Raw genomic sequence first — 20,827 nt, 5'->3', positions numbered from 1 at the left:
AACACCGCGCCTGGCCGTATCCCGCGCGAACGGCCAGTCGCCGTTTTCAGTTCGGGGGTTTCATGACGACGCGTGGGCGCTCGCTCGCCACTCTGTTGCTGATCTTCCCGGCGGCGGCCTTCTGGGCGTTCGGCAACGGATATGCCGCGGTCTGGCCGGCCGCCTGGTTGGCGCCACTGCTCATGGTCCGCTTCCTCAGAGGCCAGCCGGTCGGGCGCGGGTTGCTGATCGCCTGGCCGGCGGTTCTGGCGGCCTGGGTGTTCAGCTGGGCCGGCGTCTTTCGCCTGCACGGGATTGAACTGGCGGTCGCAGCCCTTGTGCTGTCGCTGGTGAGCCTGCTGCCCCTGCTGCTCAACCGGCTGCTGGCGCCTCGCCTGCCGGCCCTGCTCGGGACCCTGGTGCTGCCCTGCGCCTACGCAGGCTATGAGTATGGCCTGACCGTGCTGCTCCCCTATGGCAGCTGGGGTTCCATCGCCTACAGCCAGGCGGGGCTGCTCCCGCTGGCCCAGATCGCCTCGCTGACCGGCATGTGGGGCCTGACCTTCCTGGTGGCCTGGAGCGCCTCGACCGCCAACCTGATCTGGGAGCGACGCGCCGCCCTCCGAACCGCCCTGCCCGCCGCGGCGGCCTTCGCCACGGTCCTGGTCTTGGTGCTGGCGTTCGGCGCGGTCCGCGCCGCCGAGACCGTTCCCGCCGGCCCGCTCGCGGCTATGGTGTTGCCCAGGCGCGAGAACAACGAGAACTATCAACTGCGCTACTCAGCCGAGATCGCCGACGATCTGTTCGCCCGCAGCGCGGCCGCCACCAACGGGCCGCGGTTCATCGTCTGGCCCGAGGATTCGCTCGCCATTCTCGCCAGCGACGAGCGGGCCCTGCTCGACCGCGCGGGCCGGTTCGCGGCTCAGCACAACGTCTATCTCCAGCTCTCCTATGGTCGGCGTCAGTCGTCCTCGACGCTGCGCTACGAAAACAAGACGGTGATGATTGCGCCGTCCGGCCAGGCCCTGTGGAGCTATCGCAAGTCCTTCCCCGTGCCGGGCCATGAGCGCAGGAACATGGTCCCGGGTGACGGCCGCGTGCCCTCCGCGATCATCGATGGCGCACGCTACGCGGCGGCTATCTGTTTCGATGGCGATCATCGCGCGATCATGCGCCAGGCGGCGGGCGCCGACGTGCTGTTCCTGCCCTCCGACGACTGGCCGGCGATCACGACGCTTCACGCCGAGATGGCCAGGATGCGGGCCATCGAGTACGGCCTGAACATCGTGCGGCCGACGATCAACGGCCGCACCGTCGCCTATGGCTGGCACGGCCAGGCCCGGGGCGTGATCGAGCCCGGCGCCAACCAGCGCACCGCGATCGTGCGCCTCGACAGCGCGCGCGGCTCCACCCTCTATGGCCGTTATGGCGACTGGTTCGCCTGGCTGGCCCTGGCCGGTCTGGCCGGGCTGACGGCGATGGCCCTGGCCCGGCGCAAGCGCGGCGCTTGAACGGGCGGGCGCTTCGGTGCGTTGATGGGCCATGACCAGGCCCAGCTTCACCCCCGTCAATCCCGCCACCGGCGAGGCCCGCCAGCCCGTCCAGGGTCACAGCCGCCAGGAGGCGCTGGACATCGCCGCCGCCGCCGCCAAGGCCCAGCAGGCTTGGCGCGGGACCGGCTTCGCCCACCGCGCCGCCCTGATGAAAACCGCCGCCCAGGTCCTGCGCCGCCGCAAGGACGAGCTGGCCGCCCTGATGACCGCTGAGATGGGCAAGACCCTGACCGACGGCCGGGCCGAGGTGGAGAAGTGCGCCTTCAACTGCGACCACTTCGCCGAGCACGCCGAGGCCTATCTGGCCCGCGAGGATGTCGACCTGTCGGACGCCCACGGTCCCGGGCCGAAGGCCTTCGTCACCTTCAACCCGCTGGGGGTGGTGCTGGCGGTGATGCCCTGGAACTTCCCGTTCTGGCAGGTCTTCCGCTTCGCCGCCCCGACCCTGATGGCCGGCAACGGCGCGGTGCTCAAGCACGCCAGCAATGTGCCGGGCTGCGCGCTGGCCATCGAGTCCGTCTTCCATGAGGCAGGCTTCCCGAAGGACCTGTTCCGCACACTGCTGATCCCCAGCGGCGATGTCGGGGCCCTGATCGCCAGCCCGGCCATCGCGGCCGTGACCCTGACCGGCAGCGTCGCCGCCGGTCGCTCGGTGGCCTCGCAGGCGGGCCAATCCCTGAAGAAGTCGGTGCTGGAACTGGGCGGCTCAGACGCCTACGTCATCCTCGAGGACGCCGACATCGCCCTCGCCGCCAAGGTCTGCGCCGCCGCCCGCATGGTCAACGCCGGCCAGAGCTGCGTGGCCGGCAAGCGCTTCATCGTCGTCGACCAGATCGCGCAGGCCTTCGAAACCGCCCTGGTCGAAGCCATGTCCGCCTGGACCCCCGCCGACCCCACCGACGCGACCACCAAGCTCGGCCCCCTGGTCAGCCTCGCCGCCCGCGACGAGATCCATCACCAGGTCCGCCAGAGCCGCGACAAGGGCGCCCGCCTCCTGCTCGGCGGCGTCATCCCCGACCAGCCCGGCGCCTGGTACCCCCCCACCGTCCTCGCCGGCGTCGCCCCCGGCCAACCCGCCCACGACCAGGAAATCTTCGGCCCCGTCGCCGCCGTCATCCGCGCGCGGGACGAAGCCGACGCCATCCGCATCGCCAACGACAGCCCCTATGGGTTGGGGTCGGGGGTCATCACGTCGGACCTGGCGCGGGGCGAGCGGATCGCAGCCGAGGCGTTGGATGCGGGGATGGCGTTCGTGAACAAGAACGTGGCGTCCGATCCGCGGCTGCCGTTTGGCGGGGTGAAGGATTCGGGGAATGGGCGGGAGTGTGGGCGGTATGGGATTTTGGAGTTCGTGAATGTGAAGACGGTGGTGGTGGGATAGGCCTAAAGAACTTCACCACGAACAACACGAACAACACGAACGGGCTTGAGCCAACAGTGGCCTCATCGGCCGAAGGCCTCTCTATCCATACGGCCCTTCGGGCAAAAACTGGGTTCCGCTGGAGCGTTCGTGCTGTTCGTGTTGTTCGTGGTGAAACTTTACAGCGCCAGCCGCACCCCTAACCGAGGATCAAAGCGCAATGCGCTCAATCTGCGCCTTTGGCGAAGTACCGAAGTTCACCAGAATTCCCAATCGCAGACCTGTGCCGCGCAGGTAGTTCATCACCTGCATCCGGTGCTCCTTCGCCAGAGCCGTCGCTGCCTTGATCTCCACGATGATCCGTTCGTAGCAGACAAAGTCCGGCACATAGGTCTGACGAAGGGGTTGGCCTTTGTAGCTCAGGCTCAAAGGCCGAGACGCGGCGAACGGAATTCCCCGCGCCACAAACTCCAGCGCCAGACACTCCTGGTAGACGGCCTCCAGGAACCCTGCGCCCATCGCCCGGTTGACCTCAAAAATCGCACCCTGAATAGCAAAGGCTTCCTCCGGGAAGAGGACCCCTTTGCCGGGTTCGTGTTCATCCCCACTCATTCTTCCGCCCCTCCCCGGTGGCGCCGATACACGCCAAACGCTACATCATCGAAATGCGCACCGACACGCCCCAGCCCGTCCGCCTGGCCGAGTACCGGCCTCCCGCCTTTCTCATCGAGACCACCCGTCTGGAGTTCCATCTGGAGCCCAACACCACCCGGGTGAAGGCGACCCTGGCCATCCGGCGCAACGGCGATCACGCCGAGCCGCTGGTGCTGAACGGTGAGCGGCTCAAGCCCATCTCGGTGGCGATCGACGGCCGCGTCCTCTCCGACAACGAGCGGACCATCGATAGCGAATTCCTCACCGTCCCCGACGTGCCCAACGCCTTCACCCTGACCACCGAGGTCGAGATCGATCCGGAGAACAACAAGGCGCTGGACGGCCTCTACATGTCCGGCGGGCGGTTCTGCACCCAGTGCGAGGCGGAAGGCTTCCGCAAGATCACCTGGTTCGCCGACCGGCCCGACGTCCTCAGCCGCTACACCGTGCGCATCGAGGCGGACAAGGCCTTCCACCGCCTGCTCTCCAACGGCAACCTGCTGAACTCGGGCGAACTCCCCGACGGCCGCCACTACGCCGAGTGGGAAGACCCCTTCCCCAAGCCCTGCTACCTGTTCGCCCTGGTGGCCGGGGAGCTGGACGAACTGGCCGACAGCTTCACCACCCTGTCGGGCCGCAAGGTCGAGCTGCGCATCTATGTCGACCCCGGCATGGCCCCCCGCGCCGCCTACGCCATGGACGCCCTCAAGCGCTCGATGAAATGGGACGAGCAGGCGTTCGGGCGCGAGTACGACCTGGACCTGTTCATGATCGTCGCCGTGCGCGACTTCAATTTCGGGGCGATGGAGAACAAGGGCCTCAACATCTTCAACTCGGCCCTGCTGCTGGCCGACGAGGCGACCGCGACGGACCTGGACTATGAGCGCATCGAGAGCGTCGTGGCCCACGAGTATTTCCACAACTGGACCGGCGACCGCATCACCTGCCGCGACTGGTTCCAGCTGTGTCTGAAGGAGGGCCTGACCGTCTTCCGCGACCAGAGCTTCTCGGCCGACATGCGCGGCGCCGCCGTGCAGCGGATCAAGGACGTGCGGGCCCTGCGCGCCCGGCAGTTCCCCGAGGACGCCGGCCCGCTGGCCCACCCGGTGCGGCCTTCGGCCTATCTGAAGATCGACAACTTCTACACCGCGACCATCTACGAGAAGGGGTCCGAGGTCATCCGCATGCTGAAGACCATCATCGGCGCGGACGCCTTCCGGGCCGGGATGGACCTCTATTTCGAGCGCTGGGACGGCCAGGCCACCACGGTCGAGGAATTCATCAAGTGCTTTGCCGAGGCCTCGGGCCAGGACCTGACCGGTTTCTTCGGCTGGTATGAGCAGGCCGGCACGCCGTCGGTCAGCATCGGCCAGAGTTGGGATGAGGACAGCGGCGTCCTCGAACTGACCCTCCGCCAATCCACCGCCCCCACGCCCGGCCAGCCGAACAAGCAGCCCCTGCCCACCCCCATCGCCATCGGCCTGCTGGACGACGACGGCCGGCCGCTGCGCGAGACCGAGGTGGTGCTGCTGGACAGCGCCGAGAAGACCGTCCGCCTGGACGGTGTCACCCGCCAGCCGGTGATCTCGGCCCTGCGCGGTTTCTCGGCCCCGGTGAGGCTGACCATCGAGCGGCCGGCCAAGGACCGCTATGTGCTGCTGGCCGCCGACCCGGACCTGTTCAACCGCTGGGAAGCCGGCCAGGAGCTGGCTCGCGACCTGATCCTCAGCCGCGCGGGCGGAACCCCCGACGAGGTGGGCGAGGAGCGGTTCGCCGAGGCCATGGGCCGGGCCCTGGGCGACCAGGCCGCCGACCACGCCTTCAAGGCGCTGCTGCTCTCGCTGCCCAGCGAGCAGGATCTGTCCCTGGCCATGGATCCGGCCGATCCGGGCGCCCTGCACGAGGCCCGTGACGCCCTGCGCGCCCGCATCGCCGTGCATCTGGAGGATGACCTGCGCCGGCTGCATCTGAGCCTGCAGGAGGTCGGCGAGTTCTCGGCCGATTCCGACGCGGCGGGCCGCCGGGCCCTGCGCAACGCCATCCTGGACCTGCTGTCGGCCCAGCCGTCCTCCGACACCCTGGCGCTGGCGGTCGGCCATTTCGAGGCCGCCGCCAACATGACCGACGCCATGGGCGGGCTGCTGGCCCTGGTCAACCTGGGCGGCGAGGCCTGCGACAAGGCGCTGACCGACTTCCATGCCAAGTGGAAGGACGAGCAGCTGGTGCTGGACAAATGGTTCGCCGTCCAGGCGCGCGACCCATCCGACGGGGCGCTGGGCCGGGTGCTGGGCCTGACCGCCCATCCCGACTTCGACTCCAAGAATCCCAATCGCCTGCGGGCCCTGATCTCGACCTTCGCCTCGATGAACCCGGCCCGGTTCCATGCCGAGGACGGCAGCGGCTACCGTTTCCTGGCCGACCAGATCATCATCATCGACGGCTTCAACCCGATGACCGCGGCCCGGATGGTCGAACCCCTGGGCGGCTGGCGGCGTTATCGCGACGACCTGGGCGCGCTGATGCGGGCCGAGTTGGAGCGAATCGTCGCCCATCCGGGATTGTCGAAGAACGTTTTTGAACTGGTGTCTAAGTCGCTGGCTTAGCCGAGATTGCGATTTTTGCGGCTAACTGACTCAGGGTGGGTAACAAACCCCCTTTGGTCCGTGACGCGGTGACTCCGCTTCCGTAAGATTCGTGAATCCGGGGTGAATCGGTCAGGGGACCAGGTGGCGCGTGGGAAGGCAGCATCGGCCGGTGAGCCCGCGTTCGCGGCTGCCTCGTCGCGCGCGCCGCGCCGCGCCTTCGTGCGCGTCTCGATCCTGGCGGCCCTGCTGCTTTTGGCCATCTACAGCGCCTTTGGGGTGCAGCGGTTGCAGCGCGGCTGGATCGCCAAGCCTATCGTCCATGCCGCCGACAGCCAGGCCGAGCTGCTGGCCGCCCGGCTGGAGGGGGACCTCAATCTGCGCGGCGCCGCCCTGGCCGCCGCCGGCCAGTTCCTGCAACGCCAGCCCGATGACCTGCAGGGCGCCGCCGACTCGGCCCTGGCCCTGGCGGGCTCGGGCGTCCAGGCCATCGCCATCGTCGGCCCCGAGGGCGGCGTCACGGTCGCCGGCCAGGCCCCGGCCGCCGACTGGACCGGCGCGACGCGGCTGGCGGCCGGCAAGAACTGGGTCGGCGCCCCGCCGGGCGACCCCAAGCGGCTCTATGTCATCAAGACCCTCGATGCCCCCTCCGGCCGGCTGACCCTGATCGCCGCCGGATCGGTGGGCCAGCTGCTAGGCCGGGTGGTCGCCAGCGACCAGATGGCCGTCGCCACGCCGGACGGTCGGCTGCTGGCCTCGGCGGGACCGGGCGGCGTCGCCCAGGCTATCACGGTCCGCGCCGCCTTCAGCCTGGCGCCCGACGACATCCGCACCGACCGCCTGATCCGGGCCGAGCGGCCCGACGGCGTCACCATCGACGTGGCGGCCCAGCCAGTGGCGGGCGGGGCCCTGCTGGCCCTCGCCGCCGCCCGGCCGCCGGGCCTGGTCCAGGCTAACCGCGACCGCATCGACGGCATTGTCGCCCTGCTGGTGCCGCTGGCCATCGGCATCGCCCTGGCCCTGCTGCTGTTCTCGCAGAGCCGGCGGGCCGAGGAAGCCCAGAAGGCCTTTGTCGATAGCGAGCAGCGCTTCCGCCTGGCCGTCGAGGCCGCCCGCTGCGGCATCTGGGAATGGGACCTGGAGGCCGACCAGGTGTTCATGTCCGACGTCACCGGCGCCATTTTCGGCTGGGGCGGCGGGGGCATCGTCACCGGCCAGGAGGTGCTGGAGCGGGTCGCCGCCGATCATCGCGAGCGGGTCCGCCAGGCCCTGGCCCACGCGGCCGCCTATGGCGCCTTCGACGTCAGCTTCCGGGTGCCGGGGCGCGAGGGCGGCCGCTCGATCTGGATCGACGCCCGCGGCCAGGGGCTGGGCGTTGGCGGCGACGACGGTCACCGGCGGATCATCGGGGTGGCGCTGGACGTCACCGAGGAGCGGATCGCCCAAGCCAGAGCGCAAGCCGCCGAGAACCGCCTGCGCGACGCCATCGAGAGCGTCTCCGAAGCCTTCGTGCTGTGGGACCGCAACGGCCGGCTGCTGCTCTGCAACCGCAACTACCGCGCCACCTTTTCGCTGGAGCCGCGGATGCTCAAGCCCGGCGCGGCCCGCGAGCAGGTCAACCGCTTCGCCCAGCTGGCCATCAAGGCCGAGCAGGTCCCCATCGACGCGCCGAAGGGCATGCGCGAGGCCGAGCTCAACGACGGCCGCTGGATCCAGATCTCCGAGCGGCGCACGGCCGAGGGTGGCCTCGTCATGACCGCCGCCGACATCACCGCCATCAAGCAGCAGGAAGAGGCCCGCCGCCTCAACGAAGAGCAGCTGCAGAACGCGGTGATCAGCCTGGAGCGCAGCCAGGAGCAGCTGGCGGAACTGGCCCGCAAGTATGAGGCCGAGAAGGTGCGCGCCGAGGCGGCCAACAAGGCCAAGAGCGAGTTCCTGGCCAATATGAGCCATGAGCTGCGCACGCCACTGAACGCCATCAACGGCTTCTCGGAGATCATGGTCACCGAGATGTTCGGCGGCCTGGGCGACGCCCGCTACAAGGAATACGCCCAGGACATCCACAACAGCGGCCAGCACCTGCTGGCCCTGATCAACGACATCCTCGACATGTCGAAGATCGAGGCCGGCAAGATGAACCTCAAGTTCGACCCGATGAGCCTGGAGGAGGTCGCCGACGACGCCGTCCGGCTGATGCGCAACCGCGCCGAGGCGGCGGGGCTGGAGATGGAGGTCGACTTCCCGCACCTGCCCGAGATCGAGGCCGACTACCGCGCCATCAAGCAGGTGCTGCTGAACCTCTTATCCAACGCCGTGAAGTTCACCCCGCGCGGCGGCCGGATCACCGTGCGGGCCGAGCCGCGCCGCGACGGCTTTGGCGAGCGAATCCGCGTCTCGGTCACCGACACCGGCATCGGCATCGCCAAGGAAGACCTGGCCCGCTTGGCCAGGCCCTTCGAGCAGGTCGAAAGCCAGCACGCCAAGACCCAGCAGGGCTCGGGCCTGGGCCTGGCCCTGACCAAGTCCCTTGTGGAACTCCACGACGGCTCACTCGACATGACCAGCGCCCCGGGCGAGGGGACGACGGTCAGCTTCACGCTACCGATCCATCAGGGCGCGGCGGCGGTGGCGGGGACCAACGCGGCGTAGATGCCGTGGGGGGCCTACCCTCCCATCGCTCAACCGCCCCAGTGATCCTTCTCCCCTTGCGGGAGAAGGTGGCCTCCGAAGGAGGTCGGATGAGGGGTCCCATCCACCTGTCCGATTAGCTTTGAGAGACCGCAGCGTTGAACGCCGTGCGACCCCTCATCCGTCAGCTTCGCTGACACCTTCTCCCGCAAGGGGAGAAGGAAACGCTCGGCGGGCCAATCACGACGTGTGCATGGCCGTCCCCAAATGCAAAACGCCCGGTCTTTCGACCGGGCGTTCGCTTTGGCTCAGCCTTGAGACGCTAGAGGATCCAGCCGCCGTCGCCAGCCGGCTCGCCGCCGGTGTTGATGTTGGTGGCGGTCGCCGTCACGTCGCCGGTGATCTTCATCTGGTAGTCGGTCGTGCCGTCGCCGTTGACGTCGAGGCGCAGGAAGGTGAACCCCGAGCCGGAGTCGTAGGTCAGGGTGGCTTCACCCGCATGGTGGCTGAAGCTGGCCACGAAGGTGAAGGCCTGGTTGCCGGCGAGGCCCGAGTCGGCGTCGATGGCCGACAGGTCGATGCGGTCGCCGCCGGCCATGTTCAGGTCATAGACGAAGTCGGTTTCCAGGCTCGGGGTGCCGATCGACTCCTGCAGCACCACGAAGGTGTCGAAGCCGGCGCCGCCCGTCATCTGGTCGTTGCCGACGCCGCCGGTCAGGGTGTCGTTGCCGCCACCGCCGTTCAGGGTGTCGTTGCCGGCCAGGCCCTTGAGTTGGTTGTCGCCGGTGTTGCCGGTCATGTTGTTGACCAGGGCGTTGCCGGTGCCGTTGATATTGGCCGACCCCTGCATCTCCATGCTCTCGATGTTGTCGCCCAGCGTGAAGTTGACGCTGTTACGGACGATATCGAAGCCTTCGCCCGAGAGCTCGACCGCGCCGTCGCCGGTGTTGTCGACGATATAGACGTCGTTGCCCGTGCCGCCTTCCATGTAGTCGGCGCCGGTCCCGCCATCGAGGTTGTCGTTGTCGCCGCCGCCGTAGAGGTGGTCGTTCTCCTCGCCGCCGCTCAGCTGGTCGGCGCCGTTGCCGCCATAGAGGTTGTCGGCCCCGGCGTTGCCGTTGACCTTGTCGTTGCCTTCGTCGCCGTAGACGACGTCGGCGCCGTCGCCGCCGCTGACGATGTCGTTGCCGGCGTCGCCGTGGATGTTGTCGTTGTCGGCCCCGCCATCGACGGTGTCGTTGTCGTCACCGCCGTTGATGATGTCGTTGCCGTTACCGCCCTGCAGGTTGTCCTTGCCGGCCAGGCCGTTCAGCGTGTCGTTGCCGTCCAGGCCCTGCAGCGTGTTGTTGCCGATGGTCCCGGTCATGTTGTTGTTGGAGGCGTTGCCGGTGCCGTTGATGTCGCCGGACCCCTGCATCTCCAGGTTTTCGACGTTGGCCGACAGGGTGTAGTTGGCCAGGCTCTCGCGGACGATGTCCGTGCCCTCACCCGGATTTTCGTCGACCGTGTCGCCGGCGTCCTCGACATTGTAGACGTCGTTGCCGGCGCCCCCGTGCATGTCGTCGTTGCCGCCGTCGCCGAACATGTTGTCGTTGTTGTCGCCGCCGAAGATGTGGTCGTCGCCAGCGCCGCCATGGATCAGGTCGGCCCCAAGCCCGCCGTTCAGCGTGTCGGTCCCGTTGTCGCCGTTCAGCTTGTCATTGCCGTCGTTGCCGTTCAGCGTGTCGTCGTTGTCGCCGCCGTTGACGATGTCGTTGCCGTCACCGCCACCCAGATCGTCGTTGCCGCCCAGGCCGTTCAGCGTGTCGTTGCCGATGCCGCCGGTGATGTCATCACCGCCGGCCGTGCCCTGCAGGATGTCGCCGTTGGAGTCGACGCCGTTGATGGTCACGGTGACCGTGGCCGTATCCCCGCCATCCACCGTGTAGGTGAAGCTGTCGGTGGCGGTGATGTTGGAGGCGCCGGAGGTCGGCCCGCCCAGATAGTTGAACTGGCCGTTGGGATCGTAGCTGAAGGTGCCGTCGGCGTTGACGGTCAGCAGCGCGCCGCTGGGCAGGGTGATCTGGGTTCCGACATTGGCCCCCACCCCGTTGACCTCGGTGACGTTGGTCACCCCGGTGTCGGCGCCGTGGCCATTGTTGTTCTCGACATTGCCGCTGAGCACGACGTTCTCGTTGGTCGAGACATCGTCGTCATTGGCCACGCCGCCGGTCAGGTCGGTGACATGGATGGTCTGGGTGACCGCGTCGGTCAGGCCGCCGCCGGTTCCGATATTGCCCCCATCGTTGAAGGTGAAGGTCACCACCCGGTCAGTGTTGGTCGGGGTGGTGGTGTTGTTGGAGAAGCCGAAGGCCTCCAGCAGCGAGTTGATCACCGACGGCGTGGCGAAGGCGGTCAGGGCCGAGACGAGGAAGTCGCTGGTTCCTTGGCCAGTCACCGTGCCGATGGCGTTGCCGCCAAACATCAGGTTGCCAGCGGAAACCGTGAAGCCGGAAGCGGCCAGCACATCGATCTGGTCGCCCGCCGTGGCGCCGGTGGTGATCTGCACCCGCAGGCTGCCGCCCGTGTAGTTGACCGGCGAATCCACGTCGCTGACCACGCCGGTGGCGTTGAGCTGTACCGCCGCCGTCGCTTCGGTCCAGGCCACGTCGCTGGGCGCGTTCGGGGTCAGGTCCGGGGCGTCATTCACCGCGGTGACAATGATGGTGTAATCGTCGGTGTCGCTCTGCGCGCCACCCGTGCCGGTGGCGCCGCCATCGTTGGTGACAACATGCAGCGTGTCGGCGCCGTTGTAGTTGGCGTCACCGTGGAACTGCAGGCCGGTGGCGTCGGCCAGGGTGGTGTTGATGGCTGCCTTGGTGCCGGTCAGGGTGACGGTGTTGGTGCCGTTGCCGGACACGCCAGCCGCCAGCAGACCGCCGCCGACCGCCGTGTTGATGGTCAGGACGCCGTGCGCCACCGACAGGGTGACCGTGACGGTCGCCCCGTTGTCGTCGGCGTCGGTGATCGAAAGCCCGGTGATGGGGAAGGTGGTGTCTTCGCTGCCGGTCGCGCCGCTGGGGGCCACGTTGACCGGCGCATCGTTGACCGCCGTCACATGCACGACCTGCGTCGACACGTCGGTCAGGGCTCCTCCCCCGACGGCGCCGCCGTCGTTGAAGGTGAAGGTGATAGTGCGGTCGCCGGAGCCCGGGTTGTCGGAGCTGCTCTGGAAGCCGAACGCCTTGACCAGAGCGTCGACGACGCTGGGCGTGGCGTTGGTGTTGAGGGTGACGGTGAAGTCGCTGGTGCCGGAGCCGGTGACCGTGCCGATCACCGTGGCGCCCTGCATCAGGTTGCCGCTCGAGACCGAGAAGCCCGAGCTGCCCAGCACCACGATCTGATCGCCGGCGACCGCGCCGCCGGTGATCTGGACGCGGAAGCTGCCGCCGTTGAAGTTGGTCGGCAGGTCGACATCGTCATTGACGTCGCCGGTGGCCAGCAGGCCCACGGCCGCGCCGTTTTCGGTGTAGGTCACCGCGGTCTCGGAAACCGGGGTCAGGACCGGCGCGTCGTTCACCGCATTGACGGTGATCGCCTTGAGGTCGGTGTCGGTCAGGGCGCCGCCCGTGCCGTTCAGACCGTTGTCGCTGGTCTGCACCGTCAGATTGTCGCTGCCGTAATAGTTGGCGGCCGGCGCGTAGGTCAGACCCGTGGCGTTGGCCAGGGTGGCGTTGATCTGGTTCTGGGTGGCGGTGATGGTGATGGAGCCGGTGGTGTCGCCGGTCACCTGGCCGGCGGTGACGCCGCCGGCGACGTCGGTGCGGATATCCAGCGTGCCGTGCGTCACCGACAGGGTGACGGTGACATTCTGGCTGGCCGGATCGGCGTCGGGGTCGGCGATCGAGATGCCGGTGAGAACGACGGTAGCGTCCTCGTTGACGGACTGGCTGGAGCCGACAGTGTTGACCGGGTTATCGTTGACGCCGGTGACGGTGACGCTGACCTGCTGCTCATCGCTGGAGACCAGGCCGTCGCTGACCGACCAGGAAATGGTCCGGCTGCCGTCCGTGCCGTAGTTGGTCGGGTTGTCGCCCGAGACGCTGTAGCGGACCAGCACCAGGGCCGCCTGGTAGTTGGCGAAGGTGCTGGCCCCGGTCAGGGTCATCACGCCGGTGGTGCTGTCGTAGCTGTAGGTGATGTCCTGCGAGCCGAAGTCCAGCGTGCCGCTGGTCGTGCCGTTGATCGTCAGCCGGTCCTGGTGGGTCGCGCCCTGCAGGAAGCCGTTGGAGATGCGGACGATGGCGCCGTTCAGCTGGTCGGTGAAACCGCTGGTGTCGGTGTCGGCCGCGGTGGCCGCGCTGATCAGCTGCACCGGGGTGTTGAAGCCCGAGCTGGCCCCGGCGGTTTCCGTGTAGCTGGCCGACGAGGTGGTGACCGTCAGGGTCGGCGAGCGGTTGATCTCGAAGCCGTCGAGCAGCAGGCCATTGATGTTGGAGATGGTCGAAATCTTGACCGGCGTGCCGCCGCTGAGCAGACCGGTCCAGATGCCTTCGTCGCCGGGCTGGGCGGTGCCGCCGGTGGTGTCGTGGACATAGTAGCGGCCGCTGGTCTCGTCGATTTCCAGCTCGTCGAGCAGGCCTTGCGGGCCGGCGCCGCCGATCGTCTGCACATAGATCTGGGTGAAGGTGCCCGCCGCGTTGCCGGTCAGCGCATAGCTGTAGATGCCGCCCGGACGGAGCACCGGCGCGGTGCCGCTGCCGCCGCCCGTGCCGCCGTCGCCATCGGTGTCTTCCAGCACGCTGGCGGTGGCGAAGTAGATGACCGTGCCGGCCGCGTTGATGGCGATGCCTTCCAGCGAGCCGAACTCGCGCGGGAAGGCTTCCCCGGGCGTGGTCAGGACGCCGGCGTCGTCGTCGTCGGGGCTGAACGGCAGGACGGTGACGTTGCCGCCCGTGAAGGTGAAGGTCGTGCCGCTGAAGGTGCTGACGCCGGTGACCTTGTAGATGTAGTTGCGGCTGATGACGTCGCCGTCCGCCGCCGCCGTGACCCGGTGGCTGGTGATGTACAGCGTGTCGTGCACGGTGTCGTAGACGAAGTCGTCGACGAAGTTGTTGGTCGTGCCGTTCGGGTTGCCCGAGGCGGTCCCGAGGTTGACGATCGTCGAAGGCGTCTGGCCGGCGGTGTCGTAGTTCACCCGCTGGACGGCGTTGTTCACCGCATGGCTGAAGAAGACATAGCCGTGCTCGGGGTCGATGATCAGGTTGCGAATCTGGCCGTTCACGCCGGCGGTGGCGTCGCTGTAGAGGACGGTGACGGTCGGGACCGTGCCGGGGCTGCCCAGCAGGTCGCTGAGGTTGCCCTGCAGGATGCGGTTGGTGCCGGCCAGGTCGGAGTCGGCGATGAAGAACTTGCCGTGCACCGTGTCGATGACGATGTCGCGCGGCGCGACGAACAGGTTCTGGAAGGCCGCGCCTTCGTCGCCGTCCGAGGTGTAGATACGCACCTGGTTGAGCTGGACGCCCAGGCCCGTGGTGGCGTCGGCGTCGATGCGGATGATGCCGTCGCCGCCGCCGGCCGCCGCGCCCCAGATCTGAATGTCGGGCGAGGTTAGGAAGGTGCCCTGCGGCGGCTGCACCAGCGCGTTCACGGTGTCGCGGTTGTCGCCGTACCAATTGTTCGGGTCGCTGATGGCGTGGACCAGGTCGGTCCCGTTCTTGAGATAGCTGTCCTGCTGGGTGCTCGGACCGCTGTAGGCGCCGCTGTCCAGGTCGACGGCCAGGGCGTTGACGCCGTTGGTCAGGCCGGTGTTGCTCAGCGAGGCGTTGAAGGTGGTGTTGCCGTCGCCGAATTCGACCGCATAGAGGAAGGTCGTCGGGGTGTTAACGTTCGTGCCCTGGAAGACATAGAGGGCCTCGCCGGCCTCATCCAGGTCGATGCCCGCCCCGAGCAGCTGCGCCGAGCTGAGGGTGATCACCGTGCCGGCGGGCAGGTCGGCGCCGGCGGTGTAGGTGAAGGTGCCGTCCGTGCCGCTGGTGGAGAAGGCCGAGCCGTTCCAGGTGCGGTCGGTGAAGTAGATCACCGTGCCGTTGGTAATCGGGGCCAACAGCACGAAATAGATCGCGTTGGTGGTTGCCGGTTGCCCGCTGCTGTCGGACTGCGCGGTGTTGAAACCGACAACCGCAACATCGCCCGCCGCCAGAGTGCTAGCCATAACATCTCTCCCCGCCGGCCGCGCCGGCCTAAACCGCCACAAGACCCGAGCCCCCAGGCGTCGGATCCGCTATAAATTTCGACCTGGTTCAGAACCCCGAAAGTCCAGCCCCCAGCCGATCCTCCATCAGCATACCTCAACACACGGCAAGCGCGAACAGGGTTTGAGAGACACGCTGTTTGCCCCCGCCCCCTGTCGCGTCGCCGTGATTCGCGCCGAACCAACATCCGACAGCACTGCAACACGGGAGTGAATCGCAGTTGCCCGCCGATTGTAAACCCCGTTCTTCGAAACAATACGCCCCAGACGACACATCCCGTCCCGGCGATTCACTCCTGGGGCGAACGCCAAATGGCGCTCGGCTATGTCGGCCAGCCGCCTTAGGCGTCGCGAAAACGTCAAGACGGCAGACCCGTGCTGGCGGCGCCGGACAGACCTTAAACCCCCAGTAGCGGGCCGATTCACATGCCCCGACAGCGCGAACAACCCCTATTGTCGGCCCGCAAAGGCTGGTCTACGGTGACGCTGTTATCCGACGCTGGCCTCTCGGGGGGACACGCGTCGCGGGCATTTCGACACGCCATCGCCCGGTCATCCGGGCCGCCAGGGGGAGTTTCAATATGGCTCAGCCATTCATTGGCGAAGTTCGCATGTTCGGCGGCAATTTCGCGCCGAGCGGTTGGATGCTCTGCCAGGGCCAGCTGATTCCGATCAGCGAGAACGACACGCTGTTCAACCTGATCGGCACCACCTACGGCGGCGACGGCCAGGAAACCTTCGCCCTGCCCGACCTGCAGGGCCGGGTGCCGATGCATGCCGGCACCGCTCCGGCGTTTGGCACGACCTATCAACTGGGCGAAAAAGGCGGGACCGAGAGCGTCACCCTCACCACCCAGCAGATGCCGGTCCACAACCACCCGCCCCTGGCCACCACCCAAGGACCAGTGAACTCGCCCCAGGGCGCCCTGCTGGGCATTCCCAACGGCGGGCCGGCGGGCACCACCATCTATGGCAGCGACGTGCCGCTGCAGGCGCTCAACGCCACCTCTGTGCAGGGCGCGGGCGGCAGCCAGCCGCACGAGAACATGCAGCCCTTCCTGGTGATCAACTTCATCATCTCGCTGTTCGGCGTCTTCCCGACCCAGAACTAGCCACCCTTCGCGAACGGCCGTCCCCGCGCCTAGCCGGGGGCCGCCTCCTCCGCCCATCGCTGGAGAATGAAATATGTCTAGTCCGTTCGTCGCCGAGATCCGGATGTTCGCGGGCAACTTCGCCCCCACAGGCTGGGCCATGTGCAATGGCCAGCTCTTGCCGATCTCGCAGAACACGGCCCTCTTCTCGCTACTCGGCACCTATTATGGCGGCGACGGCAAGAGCACCTTCGCCCTGCCCGACCTGCAGGGCGGCTCGCCGATCGGTCAGGGCGACGGCGCGGGCCTCAGCTCGCGCTTCCTCGGCGAGATGTCGGGATCGTCGAACGTCACCCTGATCCAGTCGGAAATACCGCTGCACAGCCACAGCTTCAACGTCAGCAACAACGACGCCGACACCACCGGCAACGGGGCGACCCCGACCAACCAGTACCTGGCCAAGGGCGCCTATGACGACGGCTCCAACAACGGGGTCATCGCCTATTATTCAGCGGCGAACGCCAACCCCAACGTGGCCATGAGCCCATTCGCCAGCACCATCGCCGGCTCGAGCTTCCCGCACAACAACATGATGCCCTACCTCACGGTGCTGTTCATCATCGCGTTGCAGGGCGTCTTCCCGGCCCGCCCGTAAGACCTGAGACAATCATCCGGCGCGCCGGCAACCTTTTCGCAGGATCGACATCATGTCCCAGCCATTCATGGGCGAAATCAAGATCATCTCCTGGAACTTCAGCCCCAAGGGCTGGGCCTTCTGCAACGGCCAGTTTCTGCCGATTAACCAGAACCAGGCCCTGTTCTCCATCCTGGGCACGACCTACGGCGGCAACGGCCAGACCACCTTCGCCCTCCCCGACTTCCGCGGTCGCACGCCCATCCATCAGAGCAACAACTTCATCGAGGGTCAGGCCGGCGGTCAGGAATTCCATACCGTCACCCTGAGCGAGATGCCCGCTCACAACCACTTCATGATGGCCAGCAACGTGGCGGTCACCGCCACCGCCGCCAACGCCACCCCGGCCGCCACCAAGGTGCTGGCCCCGGCCATCGCCGCCCTCCAGGGCGGCGGGACCCAGAACGTCAACATCTATGGCAACGGCAGCGCCAACACCGCTCTGAACCCCGGCTCGTCGGGCAACCAGGGCGGCAGCCAGCCGCACGAAAACCGCCAGCCCTTCCTGGTGCTGAATTTCATCATCGCGCTACAGGGCATCTTCCCGTCGCACAACTAGAGCGCGGGCGAGAGACTGGTTTACGTCAGCCGCCAGACCTCAGGGTCTGGCGGTTTTCGTTTCAGGCCATCACCGACTGATATTCCTGCCGGTCGGCGGCCATGGTCTGGATCGGAGACACGTGGATCCAGAAGGTCTCGCCCGTCTCGACCTCGACGTCGTAGATGCCGCCCGGCAGCACCGGCCCCGGCTTGGGCCCGCGGAAGATCAGGACGAACGGCGGCCGCGCATACCCCGGGGGTTGCTCGCCGCTGCCTTCGATACGGTCGAGCGGCAGGCTGAACTCGGCGCCCACGAAGCGGAACTGCTTGCCGATATGAGGCTCGAAATCTTCCCGCATCAGCAGCTTGGTCATCGGGGGCTCCGTGGTCTATCCATGTGTTCTAGGCAGCCGTGCAGTCGGCGACAAGCCAGGGCGTCGTTGCGTGGGCAAGTCCGAGATCATCGCCATCGACTGGCCGCACGGCCGGCTCGAACTGCGGCCCGAAACGCCCGACGACCAGCTGTTCCGCTTCGTGCTGTTCTGCAACTCCCGGCTGCCGGAATGGGACCTGGTCGAGCCGGGCTTCCGGGCCCAGGTCATGCAGCACCAGTTCCAGGCCCAGACCGTCAGCTACGAGCGGGAGTTCCCGGACGCCCGCTTCGACATTGTCGAACTGGACGGCGAGCCGATCGGCCGCATCGTCGTCGATCGCGAGCCGAGCCTGGTCCACCTGGTCGACCAGGCCATCGTCCCCGAGCAGCGCAACCGCGGCATCGGCACGGCCATCATGCACGACCTGATGGCCAAGGCCGCCACCGACGGCCTGCCGGTGCAGCTGGAGGTCGCTTCCGACAACGATCCCTGTATCGGCCTCTACCGCCGCCTCGGCTTCCGGCAGACCGAGGTCGCCGAGCTTTACCTGCGGATGATGTGGCGGCCGGAAAGCTGATGCTGGACGCCTTCAACCTGCCGGTCAGCTTCGACGTCGCCGCCCTGCAGGCCGACCTGGCCAAGGTCGGGCCGGAAGAGTGGCTGCCGCACGTCAACCGCGCCCACTACGAGGGCGACTGGACGGTCCTGGCCCTGCGCTCCATCGACGGCCACGTCCGGCGCACGGCCCCGATGCCCGGCGGCGACTATCGCGACACGGTCCACATGGCCCGCTTCCCCTATTTCCGAGAGGTGCTGACCGCCTTCCCGATGGCGCTGGAATCGGTGCGGCTGCTGCGGCTGGCGGCCGGCTCGGCCATCCTGGAACACAGCGACGGCAACCTGGGTTTCGCCGACGGCCAGGTCCGCTTCCATGTGCCCATCGTCACCAGCCCGCTGGTCGATTTCCGGCTGCGCGGCCAGCGGCTGGACATGCGCGAGGGCGAGGCCTGGTACGCCGACTTCAACCTGCCGCACAGCGTCGACAACCGCAGCCAGATTGTCCGGGTGCATCTGGTCATCGACGGCCCGGTCAACGACTGGGTGCGCGGCGTCTTCGAGGAGGCCGAAATGGCCTGGCGCGCCGATGCCGGCTGACGCCTGGGAAGCCGTACGCCAGACAGTGCTGGCCGATCCGGCCCGGCAGAACGAGCTGTGGGCGCTGGACCAGGACGCCTTTCGCCGCCGCCTGACCGAGCTTGGCGCTCCGGCGCAGGGCGGCTGGCCCTGGGATCCTGGCCCGGTCGGCATCGGACCTGGCACGCCGGTGCTGCCGCAACCGCCACCAGGGCCGGGCTGGACGCTGTCGTATCTCGACAGCCGCCGCTGGCCGCCGCTGGTCCATTGGGTCCAGACCGGCGGCGAGCCCCTGGCCGCGCCCTTTCACAACCACGACGCCTACAGCTGGTCCCGCCGGCCGCTCAATCGCTTCCTGGACGTGCGCACGCCGTTCGCCGCGCTGGCCGACGCCAGCGGGGCCGACCCGGCCGGCATCGTCTTCCATATGTCGCGCTGCGGCTCGACCCTGACCTCACGGATGCTCGGCGCCCTGCCGGGGGTGCTGGCCCTGTCCGAGCCCCGCGCCGTCGCCGATGTGCTGCGCTTCAACCGCTTCGACCGCGCGGCCGACGACGCCGAGCGGGCCCGGCGGCTGCGCGCGGTGACGGCGGTGCTGGCCGGCGGCGCGCGCAGCTTCGTGATCAAGACCGACGCCCTCTCCATCCTCGACCTGGCGACCTTCCGCCTGGCCTTTCCGCGGACGCCCTGGGTCTTCCTGTATCGCGACCCGGTCGAGGTGCTGCTCTCGCAGCAGCGGGACCGGGCGCCGGAGATGACGCAGGGCCTGGTGGACGCCGGGGCGGGCGGCCAGGGCCTCTCGGCTGACGCCTTCTGCGCCCAGGCGCTGGGGCAGATCTGCGCGGCGGCGGCCGATGGGCTTGCCCAAGGCGGCCGGGCCATCGCCTATGACGACCTGCCGGACGCGGTCGAAACCGTGATCGCGCCGCTGTTCGGCCTGGAGGCCGATCCGCGGGCCATGCGCGCCGTCACCGGCTTCAATGCCCGCCGGGGCGATCAGGCCTTCGTCGACGACCGGGCCGCCCGCCGCGCCGCCGCCAGCGACGAGATCAAGGCCTTGGCGGCGCGCTGGGTGGCGCCAGCTCTGGCGCGTTTGCGTCCGCCGGCCTGACCGGCCGCGTCGGCTTGCGCATGCCTTCGGAGAGGATGGCCCGCTGGTCTGGCGGCAGGGTGGCGGCAAAGCGCAGGATGGCCGCCTCGACCTGGCCCCGCGCCTTCTGGTCCAGGGCCCGGCCGCGCTGCAGCTGGGCCTCGACCGCGGCGATGTCATAGGTCGGCTGGCCCATCTGGGCGAGGGCGTCCTGGCGCAGGCGGCGGCCCTCGCGGATGTCGTCGCGGGTCGCCAGCACCGCCTCGCGCACCGTCTTGCGGAACTCCCGGCGATAGGGCTGGGCCAGGCCGTCGCCGGCCCGCCAGATCGGCGATTTCAGGACTCCGGCGCCCACGGGCTGAGCCTCGGCCACTCGCCGCCCCACCACCACCGCGCCGACGATCAGCCCGCCCAGGAACAGGTTCAGGGCGACTGAGACGATCAGCGCGACATAGAGCCAGCGTGGCTTCACGAATTGCTCTCCGTATCGACCGATCCGAGACTTTCGACCGGTCCAAGCGCGGCGCCGTCATCGCTGGCGGCCATCAGGGCGTCGGCCGTGGCGTCGGCGGAAGGTCCTGTGCTGACGGCTCCCGCCAGGACGCCGGCGGCGCAGGCGGCGGCCAGGCCAGCGCCCAGGCCGGCCCCGGTCAGCCAGCGCCACAGCCGGGAGCGGCCGGCCCGCAGGCGCGGGGCGGCGTCCAGGATGGCCTGGCGCAGGGCGGCCGAGGGCTGCGGCGGACGCAGTTCCTGCAGCTGCTCGTCCAGGCTGGCGGCGTCGGCCAGCAGCGCGCGGGCCGTCTCGCCCTGTTCGGCCACGAACCGCCAGGCAGCCTCCCGCTCGGCGTCCGGCCACAGGTCGATCCGCCCGCCGAACGCCTCGGCCAGCGCCTCGAACCTCGTGCGATCCATCATG

15 protein-coding genes are annotated in these 20,827 nt (G+C 68.3%); 10 read left to right on the top strand and 5 right to left on the bottom strand.

Annotated features, from left to right (window positions below; genetic code table 11):
* Positions 1-62: 62 nt before the first annotated feature.
* Both QO010_RS06600 and QO010_RS06595 read left to right on the top strand, forming a co-directional pair.
* Entirely contained in the window at positions 63-1,490 is a 1,428-nt protein-coding gene (locus tag QO010_RS06600; RefSeq protein ID WP_307347558.1) for a nitrilase-related carbon-nitrogen hydrolase, read from the top strand.
* 31 nt (positions 1,491-1,521) lie between these two features.
* Complete coding sequence (locus QO010_RS06595) at positions 1,522-2,913, top strand: NAD-dependent succinate-semialdehyde dehydrogenase (RefSeq protein WP_307347556.1); 1,392 nt, start codon at positions 1,522-1,524, stop codon at positions 2,911-2,913.
* A gap of 189 nt (positions 2,914-3,102) precedes the next feature.
* On the opposite strand, the gene QO010_RS06590 is transcribed toward QO010_RS06595, so the two are convergent.
* A complete protein-coding gene (locus QO010_RS06590; RefSeq protein ID WP_307347554.1) occupies positions 3,103-3,504 on the bottom strand; it encodes a GxxExxY protein in 402 nt (133 codons plus the stop codon).
* A 53-nt stretch (positions 3,505-3,557) separates the two neighbouring features.
* Here QO010_RS06590 and pepN point away from each other — a divergent pair, with 53 nt between their 5' ends.
* Both pepN and QO010_RS06580 read left to right on the top strand, forming a co-directional pair.
* Entirely contained in the window at positions 3,558-6,149 is a 2,592-nt protein-coding gene (pepN, locus tag QO010_RS06585) for an aminopeptidase N (RefSeq protein ID WP_307347552.1), read from the top strand.
* A 201-nt stretch (positions 6,150-6,350) separates the two neighbouring features.
* Complete coding sequence (locus QO010_RS06580; RefSeq protein WP_307347550.1) at positions 6,351-8,777, top strand: sensor histidine kinase; 2,427 nt, start codon at positions 6,351-6,353, stop codon at positions 8,775-8,777.
* A gap of 301 nt (positions 8,778-9,078) precedes the next feature.
* Here QO010_RS06580 and QO010_RS06575 read toward each other — a convergent pair whose 3' ends face one another.
* Positions 9,079-14,949 (bottom strand): beta strand repeat-containing protein, encoded by a 5,871-nt coding sequence (locus QO010_RS06575; protein WP_307347548.1) that lies wholly within the window; start codon positions 14,947-14,949, stop codon positions 9,079-9,081.
* A gap of 620 nt (positions 14,950-15,569) precedes the next feature.
* Between QO010_RS06575 and QO010_RS06570 the strand changes: the two genes are divergently transcribed.
* The 3 genes from QO010_RS06570 (at position 15,570) to QO010_RS06560 (ending at position 17,332) form a co-directional block, all read left to right on the top strand.
* The gene (locus QO010_RS06570) at positions 15,570-16,100 is read left to right on the top strand and encodes a phage tail protein (RefSeq protein ID WP_307347546.1); all 531 of its coding nucleotides are present in this window, start codon (positions 15,570-15,572) and stop codon (positions 16,098-16,100) included.
* Between the two features lie 73 nt (positions 16,101-16,173).
* Positions 16,174-16,734, top strand: coding sequence for a phage tail protein (locus QO010_RS06565; RefSeq protein WP_307347544.1), 561 nt, complete (start codon positions 16,174-16,176; stop codon positions 16,732-16,734).
* A 52-nt stretch (positions 16,735-16,786) separates the two neighbouring features.
* Positions 16,787-17,332, top strand: coding sequence for a phage tail protein (locus QO010_RS06560; RefSeq protein ID WP_307347542.1), 546 nt, complete (start codon positions 16,787-16,789; stop codon positions 17,330-17,332).
* A 61-nt stretch (positions 17,333-17,393) separates the two neighbouring features.
* Here QO010_RS06560 and QO010_RS06555 read toward each other — a convergent pair whose 3' ends face one another.
* The gene (locus QO010_RS06555) at positions 17,394-17,687 is read right to left on the bottom strand and encodes a DUF6916 family protein (RefSeq protein ID WP_307347540.1); all 294 of its coding nucleotides are present in this window, start codon (positions 17,685-17,687) and stop codon (positions 17,394-17,396) included.
* Positions 17,688-17,757: 70 nt separating this feature from the next.
* Here QO010_RS06555 and QO010_RS06550 point away from each other — a divergent pair, with 70 nt between their 5' ends.
* The 3 genes from QO010_RS06550 to QO010_RS06540 are packed head-to-tail and all read left to right on the top strand — an operon-like array spanning position 17,758 to position 19,932.
* Positions 17,758-18,264: a GNAT family N-acetyltransferase gene (locus tag QO010_RS06550; protein WP_307347538.1), complete on the top strand. Its 507-nt coding sequence runs from the start codon at positions 17,758-17,760 to the stop codon at positions 18,262-18,264.
* Positions 18,264-18,842, top strand: coding sequence for an aspartyl/asparaginyl beta-hydroxylase domain-containing protein (locus QO010_RS06545; RefSeq protein WP_307347536.1), 579 nt, complete (start codon positions 18,264-18,266; stop codon positions 18,840-18,842). Before QO010_RS06550 ends, QO010_RS06545 begins: the two co-directional genes overlap by 1 nt.
* On the top strand, positions 18,832-19,932 hold the full coding sequence (locus tag QO010_RS06540) for a sulfotransferase family protein (RefSeq protein WP_307347534.1): 1,101 nt from the start codon (positions 18,832-18,834) through the stop codon (positions 19,930-19,932). The genes QO010_RS06545 and QO010_RS06540 overlap by 11 nt, the downstream gene beginning before the upstream one ends.
* Here the strand turns inward: QO010_RS06540 and QO010_RS06535 are convergent.
* Both QO010_RS06535 and QO010_RS06530 read right to left on the bottom strand, forming a co-directional pair.
* On the bottom strand, positions 19,871-20,383 hold the full coding sequence (locus tag QO010_RS06535; protein ID WP_307347532.1) for a periplasmic heavy metal sensor: 513 nt from the start codon (positions 20,381-20,383) through the stop codon (positions 19,871-19,873). The two genes, QO010_RS06540 and QO010_RS06535, sit on opposite strands and share 62 nt — an antisense overlap.
* Complete coding sequence (locus tag QO010_RS06530) at positions 20,380-20,826, bottom strand: hypothetical protein (RefSeq protein ID WP_307347530.1); 447 nt, start codon at positions 20,824-20,826, stop codon at positions 20,380-20,382. Before QO010_RS06530 ends, QO010_RS06535 begins: the two co-directional genes overlap by 4 nt.
* Position 20,827: the final 1 nt, after the last annotated feature.

Source organism: Caulobacter ginsengisoli (assembly GCF_030814835.1).
GTDB lineage: Bacteria > Pseudomonadota > Alphaproteobacteria > Caulobacterales > Caulobacteraceae > Caulobacter > Caulobacter ginsengisoli.
The sequence above is the reverse complement of the archived record's forward strand: the minus strand, read 5'-3'. Positions and strand labels throughout refer to the sequence as shown.